12 protein-coding genes and 2 pseudogenes are annotated in these 13,347 nt (G+C 41.3%); 8 read left to right on the top strand and 6 right to left on the bottom strand.

The annotated features are described in order from the left end of the window. Nucleotides 1-61 precede the first annotated feature (61 nt). Nucleotides 62-271: pseudogene (locus V7K61_RS30860) on the bottom strand (hypothetical protein); the annotation flags it as partial. 3 nt (nucleotides 272-274) lie between these two features. After that, nucleotides 275-1,084 carry an Rpn family recombination-promoting nuclease/putative transposase gene (locus V7K61_RS30855; RefSeq protein ID WP_335059528.1) on the bottom strand — a complete coding sequence of 270 codons (810 nt, stop codon included), beginning with the start codon at nucleotides 1,082-1,084 and terminating at the stop codon, nucleotides 275-277. Between the two features lie 260 nt (nucleotides 1,085-1,344). Here V7K61_RS30855 and V7K61_RS30850 point away from each other — a divergent pair, with 260 nt between their 5' ends. From V7K61_RS30850 to V7K61_RS30835, 4 genes are all read left to right on the top strand, one after another. Continuing rightward, nucleotides 1,345-2,778, top strand: a complete 1,434-nt coding sequence (locus V7K61_RS30850) for a BCD family MFS transporter (RefSeq protein ID WP_335059526.1) — start codon at nucleotides 1,345-1,347, stop codon at nucleotides 2,776-2,778. Between the two features lie 77 nt (nucleotides 2,779-2,855). Beyond that, the gene (locus tag V7K61_RS30845) at nucleotides 2,856-3,662 is read left to right on the top strand and encodes an inositol monophosphatase family protein (protein ID WP_335059524.1); all 807 of its coding nucleotides are present in this window, start codon (nucleotides 2,856-2,858) and stop codon (nucleotides 3,660-3,662) included. 216 nt (nucleotides 3,663-3,878) lie between these two features. Beyond that, the gene (locus V7K61_RS30840; RefSeq protein WP_335059522.1) at nucleotides 3,879-4,451 is read left to right on the top strand and encodes a hypothetical protein; all 573 of its coding nucleotides are present in this window, start codon (nucleotides 3,879-3,881) and stop codon (nucleotides 4,449-4,451) included. Nucleotides 4,452-4,546: 95 nt separating this feature from the next. Then, complete coding sequence (locus V7K61_RS30835) at nucleotides 4,547-5,503, top strand: MDR/zinc-dependent alcohol dehydrogenase-like family protein (RefSeq protein ID WP_335059520.1); 957 nt, start codon at nucleotides 4,547-4,549, stop codon at nucleotides 5,501-5,503. 195 nt (nucleotides 5,504-5,698) lie between these two features. On the opposite strand, the gene V7K61_RS30830 is transcribed toward V7K61_RS30835, so the two are convergent. From V7K61_RS30830 to petP, 4 genes are all read right to left on the bottom strand, one after another. Then, entirely contained in the window at nucleotides 5,699-5,986 is a 288-nt protein-coding gene (locus V7K61_RS30830) for a hypothetical protein (RefSeq protein ID WP_335059518.1), read from the bottom strand. A 104-nt stretch (nucleotides 5,987-6,090) separates the two neighbouring features. After that, a complete protein-coding gene (gene chlG, locus V7K61_RS30825; RefSeq protein ID WP_335059516.1) occupies nucleotides 6,091-7,137 on the bottom strand; it encodes a chlorophyll synthase ChlG in 1,047 nt (348 codons plus the stop codon). Between the two features lie 146 nt (nucleotides 7,138-7,283). Then, a complete protein-coding gene (locus V7K61_RS30820) occupies nucleotides 7,284-8,384 on the bottom strand; it encodes a Get3/ArsA fold putative tail anchor-mediating ATPase NosAFP (RefSeq protein WP_335059514.1) in 1,101 nt (366 codons plus the stop codon). A 120-nt stretch (nucleotides 8,385-8,504) separates the two neighbouring features. Continuing rightward, the gene (gene petP, locus V7K61_RS30815; RefSeq protein WP_334768076.1) at nucleotides 8,505-8,696 is read right to left on the bottom strand and encodes a cytochrome b6f subunit PetP; all 192 of its coding nucleotides are present in this window, start codon (nucleotides 8,694-8,696) and stop codon (nucleotides 8,505-8,507) included. Nucleotides 8,697-8,957: 261 nt separating this feature from the next. On the opposite strand from petP, the gene V7K61_RS30810 reads away from it, so the two are divergent. The 4 genes and pseudogenes from V7K61_RS30810 to V7K61_RS30795 all read left to right on the top strand — a co-directional run. After that, nucleotides 8,958-9,713 (top strand): Uma2 family endonuclease, encoded by a 756-nt coding sequence (locus V7K61_RS30810; RefSeq protein WP_335059511.1) that lies wholly within the window; start codon nucleotides 8,958-8,960, stop codon nucleotides 9,711-9,713. Between the two features lie 387 nt (nucleotides 9,714-10,100). Next, nucleotides 10,101-10,949, top strand: a complete 849-nt coding sequence (locus tag V7K61_RS30805; RefSeq protein ID WP_335060090.1) for an ABC transporter permease — start codon at nucleotides 10,101-10,103, stop codon at nucleotides 10,947-10,949. Nucleotides 10,950-11,106: 157 nt separating this feature from the next. Beyond that, entirely contained in the window at nucleotides 11,107-12,405 is a 1,299-nt protein-coding gene (locus V7K61_RS30800) for an ABC transporter ATP-binding protein (RefSeq protein WP_335059509.1), read from the top strand. Nucleotides 12,406-12,806: 401 nt separating this feature from the next. Next, a pseudogene (locus V7K61_RS30795) lies at nucleotides 12,807-13,347 on the top strand (SAM-dependent methyltransferase); the annotation flags it as partial.

The following is a 13,347-nucleotide window of genomic DNA, read 5'->3' as shown; positions in this document are numbered from 1 at the left end:
AAGTTGAGACACAAGAGTACATTGGCAAAATTATCTCAATTAATGTTGAAAAATGTCCATTCTATATATTTTGTTGTGTGGCAAGCTGGACAGCTTCTATATCAACATTTAGATGTTGAGCAATCTGCTCCACACTCATGCCTGTTTTTAGTAACAGAGGCACAGTAAGTTTCAACATTTCAGTTTTCCGTTCTTCTCGACCCTCAGCTTTCGCTTCCTGATAAACTCTTGTTTGCTCCAAAGTCAATCCCAGCATAGCTTTAACTTCCTCATTCTATGTGGTTGACTGTGCGGCAATCTGGACAGCTTCTATATCAACATTGAGTTGTTGAGCAATCTGCTCCACACTCATCCCTGTTTTTAGTAACAGAGGGACGGTAAGTTTCAACATTTCAGCTTCCCGTTCTTCTCGACCTTCTTCTCGACCTTCGGCTTTGGCTTCCTGATAAACCCTTGTTTGCTCCAAAGTTAGTCCTAACATAGCTTCAACTTCCTCTCTACTTAAGGTTGAAAACTTATAAACGACGATTGTGGTGATGATGTCTAGTATTTCGTTTTTCGGCAGCATGTCCGTTGACTCTAATTTTACCCGCTCAATCAATTGCTTTGCTTGCTCTGCCATCACTTCATCCGATGCTAGAGTCAACTGCATCAAGTTGATGCCTATTGGCTGCTGATTAGTCGCGCCTAACTCATCTAAATAGATTCGCTGCACTTGGTCGCTGTTGAGAAATATTCGATGAGTTCTTTGATCGCTTGGTTCCAAAGAGCGTGATGAAAAAATTACCACACAAAACCAGTCATCGTACTGAGAACGATTCCGGTTAAGGTACATCAGCGACTCGGTAAAGAACCGATGGTAGAGGGCTTCATCTCTTTGGAATTGAACTTCAGCAAAAAAGATAACTCTGGATGTTGCACCCTCTGGAGGTAAAAACACACCATCGATGCGGAAAGCCGTTTCTTTGACTTCAAGTGATTCAAATCGATAGTTTTGTGCTTGAGGAGGAGGGACATCAATCAGTTCAAAGAGTAACCCAGGAAAGCGCTTAAAAATTTGATAGTAAATGGAGTCTCGTTTCACTATTTCATCCTAAAATTCTCTCGTTATGCGTAGGCGTAGCCCGCACTTCGGCTGCGCTCAGTGACCGTCGTAGACATTGCAGATTACAACCAAGTTCTAAAAATTAATCCTAACTTGGCTGAAGCATACCCTAATTGAGGTGTATAATCGCTTGCCAAATCGCAACTTCAACTTTTCGTTCGCTGATTTCGAGCGAGTAGGGTTTATCTTTATTTAAAGAGAGAGAGATTAAATCCTATAAACCATACGAAAAAGTAGCTATGGCAAGCGGTGAAGTATTTGATACCAAAACAAAATCCCTATCTGTGCCAAGGGTAAACCTGCTGACCATGTTTCGGCTGGGTTTATTTCAGATGGGGTTGAGCATGATGTCTATTTTGACTCTGGGGGTACTCAACAGAGTCATGATTCAAGAAATAGCAATTCCGGCGACGCTGGTATCAGTAGTTCTAGCACTGCCTTTATTTGTTGCTCCTTCCCGTATCTGGTTCGGCCAGATTTCCGATGCCAAGCCGTTATGGGGATACCACCGCACAGCTTATGTTTGGGTGGGCGCGGCAATATTTGCGATCGCAGCATTTTTAGCTATACAAGTAATATGGCAGCTTAATATTGCTGGAAATAATGCAGGTACTTGGGTATGGACAACCCAAACAATCGGCTGGACAGGGCTTTTGGCTTTAGTTTTTGCTATATACGGTCTAGGAATTTGTGCTAGCGGTACTGCTTTTGCTGCTTTATTGGTGGATATATCTGAAGAAGATAACCGTTCTAAAGTAGTCGGTGTGGTTTGGTCGATGCTAATGGTGGGGATTATTGTTGGGGCGATTATTAGTGCCAGTTTGCTGAAACAGTTAACGCCAGAAGCAACTGTAGAAACCTTGCAGCCAGCCATCAACAGGTTGTTTACTATCGTCCCAGCAATTGTATTTGGTTTAGCGATCGCAGCGACATTTGGCGTAGAAAAAAAGTACTCTCAATACTTAACCCGTTCCACACTGGTGAACCGGGAAGACAGCATTACTCTAGGCAATGCTTGGAAAATTTTGACAGCTAGCCCACAAACAGGTATATTTTTCACCTTTTTATTGGTGATGACTATCAGTTTGTTTATGCAAGACCCCATTTTAGAACCTTATGCGGGTCAAGTGTTTAAAATGCCCCTAGCGGAAAGTACCAAATTAAATATTTTTTATGGAACTGGTCTACTGATTGCCTACGGTGTTACGGGCTTTTACATTGTCCCGCGTTTGGGTAAGCGCAGAACTGCACGTTTCGGCTGTATGTTGGTAGCATTCTGTGCAATATTGCTAGGTATATCAGGATTTACAGCTAATGCAGCAGTTCTTAAATTAGGTTTGGTATTGTTCGGTTTAGCCACAGGTTTCTTAACTACAGCCGCAATTAGCTTGATGTTGGATCTCACCGCAGCAGAAGCCGCAGGTACGTTTATTGGGGCATGGGGATTAGCGCAGTCCATCTCTAGAGGAATAGCGGTGGTAATCGGAGGCACAGTTTTGGATATTGGACGCAAGGTATTACCTAGCCTAGAGTTAGCTTATGGACTGGTATTCGTTCTAGAAGCAGTGGGAATGGTGCTGTCGATTTGGTTTCTGAATCGGGTGAATATCACAGAATTTCAAACAAGTACCAAGCAAGCGATCGCATCTGTTTTAGAAAGCGATTTAGACTAAACTGTATAGGGCATTGGGCATGGGACAAATGACCAATGACTAATGACAAATGACTAATGACTAATGACTAATGACTAATGAATGATTTTTGGACAACAATTCTTGATTTTGCTCAAACTACCACTACCAGAGTGGGCAAGCAGTTAATGCAAGATTTTGGGAAAGTACAGGCTGACCAAAAAGCTGATGGTAGTTTGGTGACGCAAGCAGATAAATGGGCAGATCGGGAAATTCGGGATGCGATCGCTTCTAATTTTTCTGGTTACGGTATTTTGAGCGAAGAGAGCGATCAGTCATTTCCCGGTACGGAGTGGTGCTGGGTAATTGATCCTCTTGATGGTACAACCAACTTTACGCGCGGCATTCCCATCTGGACAATATCTCTGGGTTTACTGTATCGCGGTACACCCATTTTTGGGTATGTTTACGCACCAACTCTGAATCAAGCTTTTCATGGTTTCTGGGCAGGTTCATCTAGTTTAGCAACACCAACAGGAGCATTTCTCAACCACCATCCCATCCACACTAGTATCGATAGTCCCAGCAACAATCACTTTTTTAACCTCTGTTCCCGTAGCACCGCAGCTATCAAAAACGGCTTTCCCTGCAAAATTCGGATGTTGGGTGTAGCTAGCTATAATTTTTTGACAGTTGCCACTGGGGCTACTCTCGGTGGAATTGAGGCGACACCAAAAGTTTGGGATATAGCCGGGGCTTGGGTAATTGTCCAGGCTGCTGGTGGGGTCTGGACATCGCTGAAGTCAGAACCGTTTCCATTGTCACCCGGAGAAGATTATAGCGATCGCTCTTTTCCCACCCTTGTGGTTAGTCGTCCTGAATTAATTCCGGTATTTCAACCTTTTCTCGAAGGTGTAAAAATTTAATTTGCAGATTGTAAACCTAAAAACAGTGATTTTGTCAACTAGCCTAGTGGACAATAGCATACCCGATATGAAACTTAACAAAACCCTAGTTAAACAAAGAATTGAGTATAAATAAAGCTGGTAATAATCCTGATTTGAGTGCAAAACCAGTGTAGTTATTAATTTAAGTAGTGTTGTGACTTTCATTACACTGGTTAATTTAGTATAAAAAATTTTATGTTGTCTAATCTAGATTTAATTCGAGAGTTTGTGCAAAACTCTATTCAAAAAAAAGATATTTTGTTGTCAAATCCTGTTTTGACAGCGCAAACAGTGTATAGAATCAACCAACTGACAGCAAAATCTGAAGGTGTAATTGCCACTGCTCAACTATCTAATACCTTATCTGAATTCTCGATTTCTCCAAAATCAACCCAGTGGGAATTGATAAATCAGGCATTAGCAGAATATACTTATATCCTCAAAGGAGAAGTAGATAGTCGGGGTTTCTATCAGTATCAATACTGCGAAGTTCCCAAAGGCTATCAGATGAACTGTACTAAATGTGTCATTCTATGGCGAGCCTGGTGGAAATATTGCAAGCATAGTTCAAGACAAGGGATTCCGTTAGAACTTCTGATTAGAACACGAGATTCATGGTACCCAATTAGAGATTTAATTATCAGTGACGGACTTCTCTATATCAAAACCTTGGGGAGTGAGATTGCACTTGGCTCAGACGACTTAGTTACTTGGTTAAGCAAAGTTGATGTAAGCAAAATTAAAGAAATACCTTCTACAGAAACATAGGTGTGGGTATGGGGTTACAGAATATATGCCCCTATATTTGTAAACATTTTTCAAAGTGATTATGACAACATAATTAGGCAAGGATGTGAAGAGAAATGAAAGGACTTTGGCTCGAAAACAAGCATTTGCAATTACGCACAGATATTCCCATTCCTGAACCGCCACAAGGAGAAGCCTTGGTACGCGTCTTGCGTGCAGGTATCTGTAACACTGATCTGGAACTACTCAGAGGCTACTATCCTTACACTGGTATTTTGGGGCATGAATTTGTCGGCGTGGTTGAAAAAGGGCCAGAATACTTAGTTAATCAACGCGTAGTTGGAGAAATCAACGCTGTGTGTGGGCATTGTCGGTTTTGTCGTAGCGGACAACCAACTCACTGCGAAAATCGTACAGTTCTGGGTATTGTCAACCGCAACGGAGCCTTTAGTGAATATCTTTGTTTGCCGGTGCAGAATCTGCATCTCGTACCTGATAATGTGCCGACAGAAGTAGCAACATTTACCGAACCGATAGCAGCAGCTTTGGAAATTCAGCAGCAAGTGCCATTACATCCAAACCATCGGGTGCTAGTGGTTGGAGATGGGAAACTAGGGCAGTTAGTAGCTCAGACACTAGCTCTAGCTGGCTGTGAACTCTTAGCTGTGGGGCGTCATCGAGACAAACTGGCTAACTTAGAAGCACGGGGGATAAAAACGAGTCTAGCCGATGCTGTTACAGATGGATATTTCGATATCTCAGTAGAATGCACTGGCAATCCAGGAGGATTTGCGATCGCTCGTCGCGCCCTACGTCCCCGTGGTACGCTCGTACTCAAAAGTACTTATGCTGGCAATCTCAGCCTAGATGTTTCTTCTTTAGTAGTAGATGAAATCACTCTCATCGGCTCCCGTTGTGGCCCCTTTACCCCAGCCCTCCAGCTACTAGCCACAGGACAAATTGACGTAAAACCCCTGATTTATGCCACTTACCCCCTCATTGAAGGGCTTGCAGCTTTTGAACACGCCCAGAGTCGGGGTGTTTTAAAAATATTGTTAGAAATTGGTCATTAGTCATTGGTCATTAGTCATTGGTCATTAGTCATTGGTCACTTGTACTGAGCGTAGCCGAAGTATTGGTCATTAGTCATTGGTTATTCTCCCTCAATCCCCAATCCCCAATCCCCAATCCCCAATCCCCAATCCCCAATCCCCAATCCCCAATCCCCAATCCCCAATTCCCAATCCCCAATCCCCAATCCCCAGTCCCTAATACAGATAAGGATTCGTCTTCGGTTGATAGTCAAGACAATTGATCGCTTCTTCTGTATTGGCAATAGATGGGCGTACAGTACATTTAAGACGGTAATTGTCAGTAAAAAATTGGCAACCAGTACAGGGGATTTGATGCATTTGCTTGGCTGTAGCCACGCTATCTCGCGCCGCCGTCCAGAGACTCAAAACAACGAGAATAGTTACAGTCCAAGCAGTGATAAAGCATATTGGGATTAACAAAGGTTGAATCCCATGAAGGAGGAAAAATATCGCTTTTAACACAGTATGTCCTGATACAAATTAGGAATTAGAAGTATATTACCTCTTAACCGGAGGCGGAGCGTCTCCGGCTCCGCTCCTAATTCTTAACTTCATAGAAGTATAAATTAAACGCCAGCATGACCCAGGGCTAAACCTGTTACCAGCATTCCCAGAACAAGGAAAGGTTGGGCGCTGGCTTGGTACTTAACATCATTTTTCACGGGGTCACGTAGGAAATACATATCCTGCAAGGTAATTTGCGGGATGATTAACAGTACTAATATTGCTGCATACAAATTCTCGTGGATGCTGACAAGATAAGCTGCAATCAATCCTTGAAAGACATCAATTGTCACTACACAAATCCATGCTGCGGTGGTGATACCAAACATTACGGGTAATGAATTTAATCCTAGCTGGCGATCGCCTTCTACACTCTTAAAATCATTGACAATAGCAATGCCCAGTCCAGCCAAGCTGTAGAACATTGTCAAAATCACAATTGTAGAATTTAGTTCGCCAAATAAAGCGTGTCCTGTAGACCAAGGTAGGGTGATATAGCTTGCACCCAAGGCGTAGCTACCTAGCCAGCCGTTTTGCTTGAGTTTCAGAGGAGGCGCAGAATAAATATAAGCGATGAAAGAACCGATAATCGCGATCGCTGTAATTGTGGGGAATTCATGACCAGACCACACATCCAGCACAAATGCCAAACTAATGCCAGCAATCAGTAACACCCAAATCTGAATAATTACCTGCGGTAGGGGAATTGCACCAGAGGGAATCGGGCGATAAGGTTCATTGATGGCATCGATTTCGCGATCGTAGTAATCATTAAGGATTTGGGTGTAACCTGTCATCAATGGCCCAGCCAGTAACATACAGGCTGCTACCTTCAGCACATTTTCCAGCGTCCAAGTATAGTTACCAGAAGAAGCCGCACCACAGACTACACCCCAAATTAGGGGAATCCAGGTGATGGGCTTCATTAGCTGTAAACGGATTTTCCAGATTGAAGTTTCCCCAGCAGATGCACCTTTCATTCCCAACAGCTGCCTAGTTTTCGCACTGCGATCGCTCGTTGCTGTTGCTTGCTCACTGGGATTAATTGCCACTGAGTCTAGTGCTTCAGACGGTTTAGGGTCTGGGGTAATGGGAGTTGATTCTGACATAAAATTTACTGATTAATAGGGCATTGGGCATAGGGCATTAGGCATTGGGAATAGGGCATTGGGCATTGGGCATTAGTGATGAAGTTTCTTCCCTATTCCCAGTCCCTATTTCCCAGTCCCCAGTCCCTAGTCCCCAGTCCCATAACTTAAAACGAAATTATCAAATAATTATTCTGAAACTTTGCTCCAGCAACGGGTCTGCCACTCAGAGCCGGGGGTAAAGGAATATTGCGCCGCTGATCTCCTGCTTCTACAGTGACTTCTGGCCCATATTGGGTAAGTTTGACCTGTTTTTTGTCAAATCCTGGCAAGAATAAGCGTACTTGACGATTGTGGATGTCTATTTCAATCGGTTTGGGAGCCTGTAAAGCTTGTGCTTCAAAGTTTGGTAGAGCGTCTATCAGTGGTTGCCAATCACCCGTGGGCGAGTTGGGAACGACGCTCACAGGTAGGGGTATAAATTCCTCTGACAGGTTGACATTTGTCTCGTTAGACACAAGCAGAACACCACCAACAGTTAAACCGATTTGTTGAGCGCTACCCCATAAATAACGAGCATTTGCGACCTCAATCGGATCTCCTGTAGTCACTAAGAAAGCAGCGAGACGCTTGGGATCTGCTAGAGCGGCTCTCCCCTTTTCTAAGAAATTATTGACTTGGTTAGTGGGAGCGGCAAAGTTATCTGCCGTCCAGTTGATATTGAAAAAACTGCTAATCAGAGGTTGAATCAAGGGTGATTCAGTAATTGTCTTCCCCAAATCGGAGTTGACAAATAATTGCCGAAATCGCCGGACATACCAACTCAGAGATTCTGGCAAACCCAACATTCGCAGCGTTAAAGAGTCGCCCGTGCCATCGTAGACGATCGCATCATATTTCCCACTGGCATCATATTCGCGGATAGAATTCAGTGCCAGGGCGTTGTCCATCCCCGGCAATACTACCAGTTCTTGACCAAAAACGTCTTTGAAGATGGGTGTGCGGAGATATTGCGCCTCAAGTTTCTTCACTTCGTCCCAGTTGCGTTCTAGTAGTACAGATGCTTGAAACTGGACTACTTGCAAATTGGGAGCGATTTCCTGGGGATCGGCACCAATGGGAGTGCCCAGCAGGATTTGCAATGTTGGTTCTGCTTGTCCTGCTAGGAGTACGCGCTTGCCTTGACTTGCCAATAATTTGGCGGCGGCGATCGCAATTTTGGTACGAGCGGTGCCGCCTTTGCCCAAAAATGTCAATATTAGAGCCATTAGTTGATTCCTATTTTCACCGCCGATCTTTTCAACTCCAACTTAGCACTCAACAAAGACTCTCAACCTGTGCTGGAAATTTTAGATACCAAGAAAAACTTGGATCTGAGTTCTTTACTACTACACAGGTTTGATTTCATCTTCAAAAAACCAAGTGGAATAATTATCGTCAAACAGCAGCACTACACCGATACCACCACCATCGGTGACTTTGTAGCCTTGGATAATACCCACTTGTCCGAGTTTTTTTACAACTGGGGGAGAAACGCGATCGCGCAAACGATAAACTTTAACCTTTTGTCCGATTTCCATGCCTGATTACAATTCAGATAAACCAAGTCTCAGTGTAGCGGAATCCGTGACTCTGCTCTCATAAATTCAGTAGAGATGAGGGAACTGGAGAATATAAAGGAGAATAGTAAATGACTAATGACTTCTGAGGTTCAATGATGGTTATAACAAGAATAACTGCGATCGCAGGCGGAAAATTTATCTAGACGCAAAGCTGGTTGTCGTCAAAAATCGGAGAGAGTTGTTTCAAATAGCTTGAGTTCAGCAACAAAGGTAGTAATCATGTATCAAACAGATCCACCCCGTCCGCCACAAGAAACAATGCCTACGATGTATGATTTACCCAGTGAATTAGTGGGGGAATCAGGTTTGCCAGATGAATTTCACCGAATTCAGGCAGATTTGCTCAGTGAGACTTGTCAGCCTCTTGCTTATCCATCTGAGGAAATTTTGCTTGCTAGCGACTTAAATCTTTACTACGATCCCCGCCATCCTTTGTGGTACAAGCGTCCTGATTGGTACATGGTTTTAGGATTACCTAGTGCTAGCCAACAGCAAGACCTGCGCTTAAGTTACGTTATTTGGCAAGAAGGAATTGATCCATTTTTAGTAGTTGAATTACTTTCACCTGGTACAGAACAAGAAGACTTAGGAAAAACACTGCGCGAAGTAAACCGACCCCCAACGAAGTGGGAAGTATATGAACAGATTTTACGGGTTCCCTACTACGTTATCTACGATCGCTATGAAAACCATTTGCGTGCCTTTAAACTCAGTGGTACTCGCTACGAGGCAATATCTTTATCAGAGAACCGCTTCTTTTTGGCAGAGTTAGAGCTAGGATTGGGTCTTTGGCAAGGTAGTTATCAGCAGACAACAGGTTTGTGGTTGCGTTGGTATAATTCTGCGGGTTGGGTGCCGACTCGAAGAGAACAAGCAGAACAGGAACGCCAACGGGCAGAACAGGAACGCCAACGGGCTGATAGACTGGCAGAGTATTTGCGATCGCAAGGAATTGATCCAGATAACTTGAGTTAAGCAAAAACTCACATCCTTAACAAAGAAGGAGCCTGACAAACAGAAGTTATATTTGTAGTAAAAATACACTTGGCAATAGTCACTGTATAGTATGATTACCAAGATAATTTAGATACAATTTTTTAGTGATTGATGATAGATTCTAAAAATACTAGAAAGGATTTCCACCAAATAAATTATCCAATCTGGTGTCTGGTGGGGTGGACATCCTGCCCGCCCAAAGCCAAATGAGACGCCCTCCTCACAATAAATAGTTGGATATTTATTATTTATTTGAAAGTCACTAAAAAAGGAGCTTTCATAAATAAATATTAAGAGGCTTCAGTAAGAGCAGTTAGATGAGTGGGTAGTGAGTAGTAAGCGAGGAAGCAAAAATTGTTGCCAACAATGCGGATGTTTGTACATAAAATAGGGGGATTGAGACGAATCTTGCCCATAGATAACCAGTCGTGGGTAAAGTACGACTTACTGAGAACTCTAGTACGCAGGGATTTAGAGACACGGTATAAGGGTTCTATCTTGGGCAACTTGTGGCCTTTGCTAAATCAGCTATCACAGTTACTGATTTATACTTATGTGTTTTCTGCTGTGCTAAAGGTGAAGCTGACTACTCTCAAGGGATTACCAGCAAATGATTTCACCTTTGGTTTGTGGCTATTTGCAGGGTTACTTCCTTGGATTGCTTTTAGTGGTGGCCTAATGCAGTCCTCTAGTTCGGTATTAGGACAACCGAATTTAGTCAAGAAGGTGGTGTTTCCTCTAGCTTTATTACCCCTAGTGCCAGTTCTGTCAACATTCATTGAGAGTTCCTTTGGTTTAATGGTGTTGATTTTGTTCGTGGCGGTAAATGCTCATACTTTACATACTACCTTGGCGCTATTACCCTTAATTTGGCTAACGCAGTTATTGCTAACAGCGGGGTTGGGCTATTTAGCGGCGGGAATAACGGTTTTTTCACGAGACATCCCGCAGACTTTAGGAGTGATTTTAAATATTTGGTTTTATGCGACACCGCTTGTATATCCAGCATCAGCAATTCCAGAACAATGGAGAAGTTTGATATTCTGGTTAAATCCAATAGCAGCGATCGCTGAAGTTTATCGTGACCTAGTGTTAGTCGGAGAGGTCAAACACTGGGGAGAGTGGGGAGTTGCTTCTGTCGTAGCAACAATTATATTTTGTTGTGGTTTCACGGTATACAAGCGTTTGCATCCAGCTTTTGCCGATGTGTTGTAGCCAAGTTTGATTATCAACTGTTCTTAAAATAAGCAAATGCTAATGTATAGTAAATAGCGATATGATTCGACCAAAAGAGAGAATTTTAATTACTTAGTTGAACGGTAAGTAAAATTTAAACACATTAGATTTCTTAATAATATAATAATGCGGTGTTATGGGTGAGGAAATTGCAATTTCGCTAAAGAATATCTCAAAGTGCTACAAGCGGTATGCTCGTCCAGTAGATAGACTCAAAGAAATTTTACTACCTGGCAAGAGCCACGCTCAAGAATTTTGGGCATTACATAATATTAACTTAGAGATTCCTAAAGGAGAAACACTAGGAATTATTGGTCAAAATGGTTCCGGCAAAAGTACATTGCTACAAATCATTGCCGGAACCTTGACACCAACTACAGGCGAGGTGTGGGTTAACGGTAGAGTTTCAGCCTTACTTGAACTAGGTAGCGGATTTAATCCCGAATTTACGGGAAGGCAAAATGTATTTTTTAATGGGCAAATTTTAGGGTTAAGTCGAGACGAAATACAAGCTAAATTTGATGACATTGCTGCTTTTGCAGAGATTGGAGATTTTATAGAGCATCCCGTTAAAACTTATTCTAGTGGCATGGTATTAAGACTAGCATTTGCAGTCGTTGCCAACACGGAACCGAGTATTTTAATTGTAGATGAAGCTTTAGCCGTAGGGGATGCAAAATTTCAAGCTCGCTGTATGAAGAGGATTCGTCAGATGAAAGAACAAGGAGTAACTCTGTTATTCGTTTCTCACGATTCTGGAAGTGTCAAGATGTTGTGTAAAAGTGCAGTACTATTGAATTATGGAAAAATGCTAGAAATAGGTAATCCCAAAGAAGTTGTAAATCATTACATTGCTTTAATAAGCTCAACGCCAACAGAAGCACAACTTGAAGAAAATAGTCCACAAGAAATAGAAATTGTCAATAATGATAATGATTTAACCAAAAATAAAGAAAATAATCATATACATAGGCATGGAAATAAATTAGCTCTTATTAAGAATGTTCAAATTAATGATTTAGAAGGCAAAAAAGTTGTAAAACTAGAAACAGGTAAAACTTATCATATTACTGTCTTAATAGAAGCACAAAGCGAAATATCAGATTTAATTGTAGGAATCTCAATTAGAAATTTGATGGGATTAGTAATTTATGGAACTAATAGTCATTTACTAAATATTAAACTACCAAACTTAGAAAATACACAACAGTTAACAGTTATATTTCAGCTTCCATGTTATTTGAATAAGGGAGTTTATACAGTAACTATAGGCATACATTCTGAGGAAGGTTTAAGTTATGATTGGATCGATGAATTACTCGTTTTTGAAGTAAATAACAGCATTTTTTGTGAGGGCTTAGTAGACTTAAAATCTAAAATCAAATTAGATAGCCAAGAACATAAAGGTATAGTGCCGAAACTGGAAAAAATATAATCAATAATCTGGATTTGTTGATATCTCTTTCATTTACTTGGTAGTTATACTATTATTTCAAGATTTACATATGTTCTTATAAAAAAATATGGCTCTTCATTAAATATTATGCTAAATAAAATTTCCAAGACCATGAACCACTTGCTATCCAATAAAAACGAACATTATTTACTAACTAACATTTTAGCGGTTTAGCAATGGTTTGGGCTTTTGACCTTTATTCTTAAGTCTAGTTTTGGTGTTTAACTCATAATTTGGCATAGCAGGTACTGAAGAACCAAAATTATAAAGTTAACAATGGCTCACTTTGTCATAGATGCTCATGTATGGAAGCTAAGTAAATCAAGTCAAAAAAATTTCTTCGCAAAAAAAAGTCATTTATTTTCAATGGGTGAAAAATTATGGAAGCAAATAATCCTGAGATTAATGTTGATGAGTTAATGAATAAAATTCGTCAAGAGGTAGTTAAACGTCAAGTGTACTCTCAAGAAATAAATTCAGAGTCTAATCTAGATACATCAAAACTGAAGTTAAGTATTAGTTATATCGAAAATTTTCTTAAAAATGCAGAATTTCGTTCAAATGTACGTACCAAGTGGCCAGATAAGCTTAATTTCTTTCCTTTTAATTTCAGTGCTAAGTTACAAAAACTTATTCTAAAAATCATCAATTTTCTCTTTAAAGATCAACGAGAAGTCAATTTCAATATAATTAGTTCTCTCAAAGAGTCTGTAGCACTTAATCACCAGCTAATAGAGCAAATTGCAACTTTAAAAGCCCAAGTAGATACTAGTATCCAAGGGTTGGATGAGCGCATAGTTGATGTGGATAATCGCCTCCAAGGGTTAGATGAGCGCACAGTTAATGTGGATAATCGCTTCCAAGGGTTGGAGGAGCGCATAGTTGATGTGGATAATCGCTTCCAAGAGTTAGATGAGCGCA

Origin of the sequence: Nostoc sp., assembly GCF_036918015.1 — a bacterium.
In the GTDB taxonomy this organism is placed as follows: domain Bacteria; phylum Cyanobacteriota; class Cyanobacteriia; order Cyanobacteriales; family Nostocaceae; genus Nostoc.
This window is presented reverse-complemented; position numbering and strand designations above follow the sequence as displayed.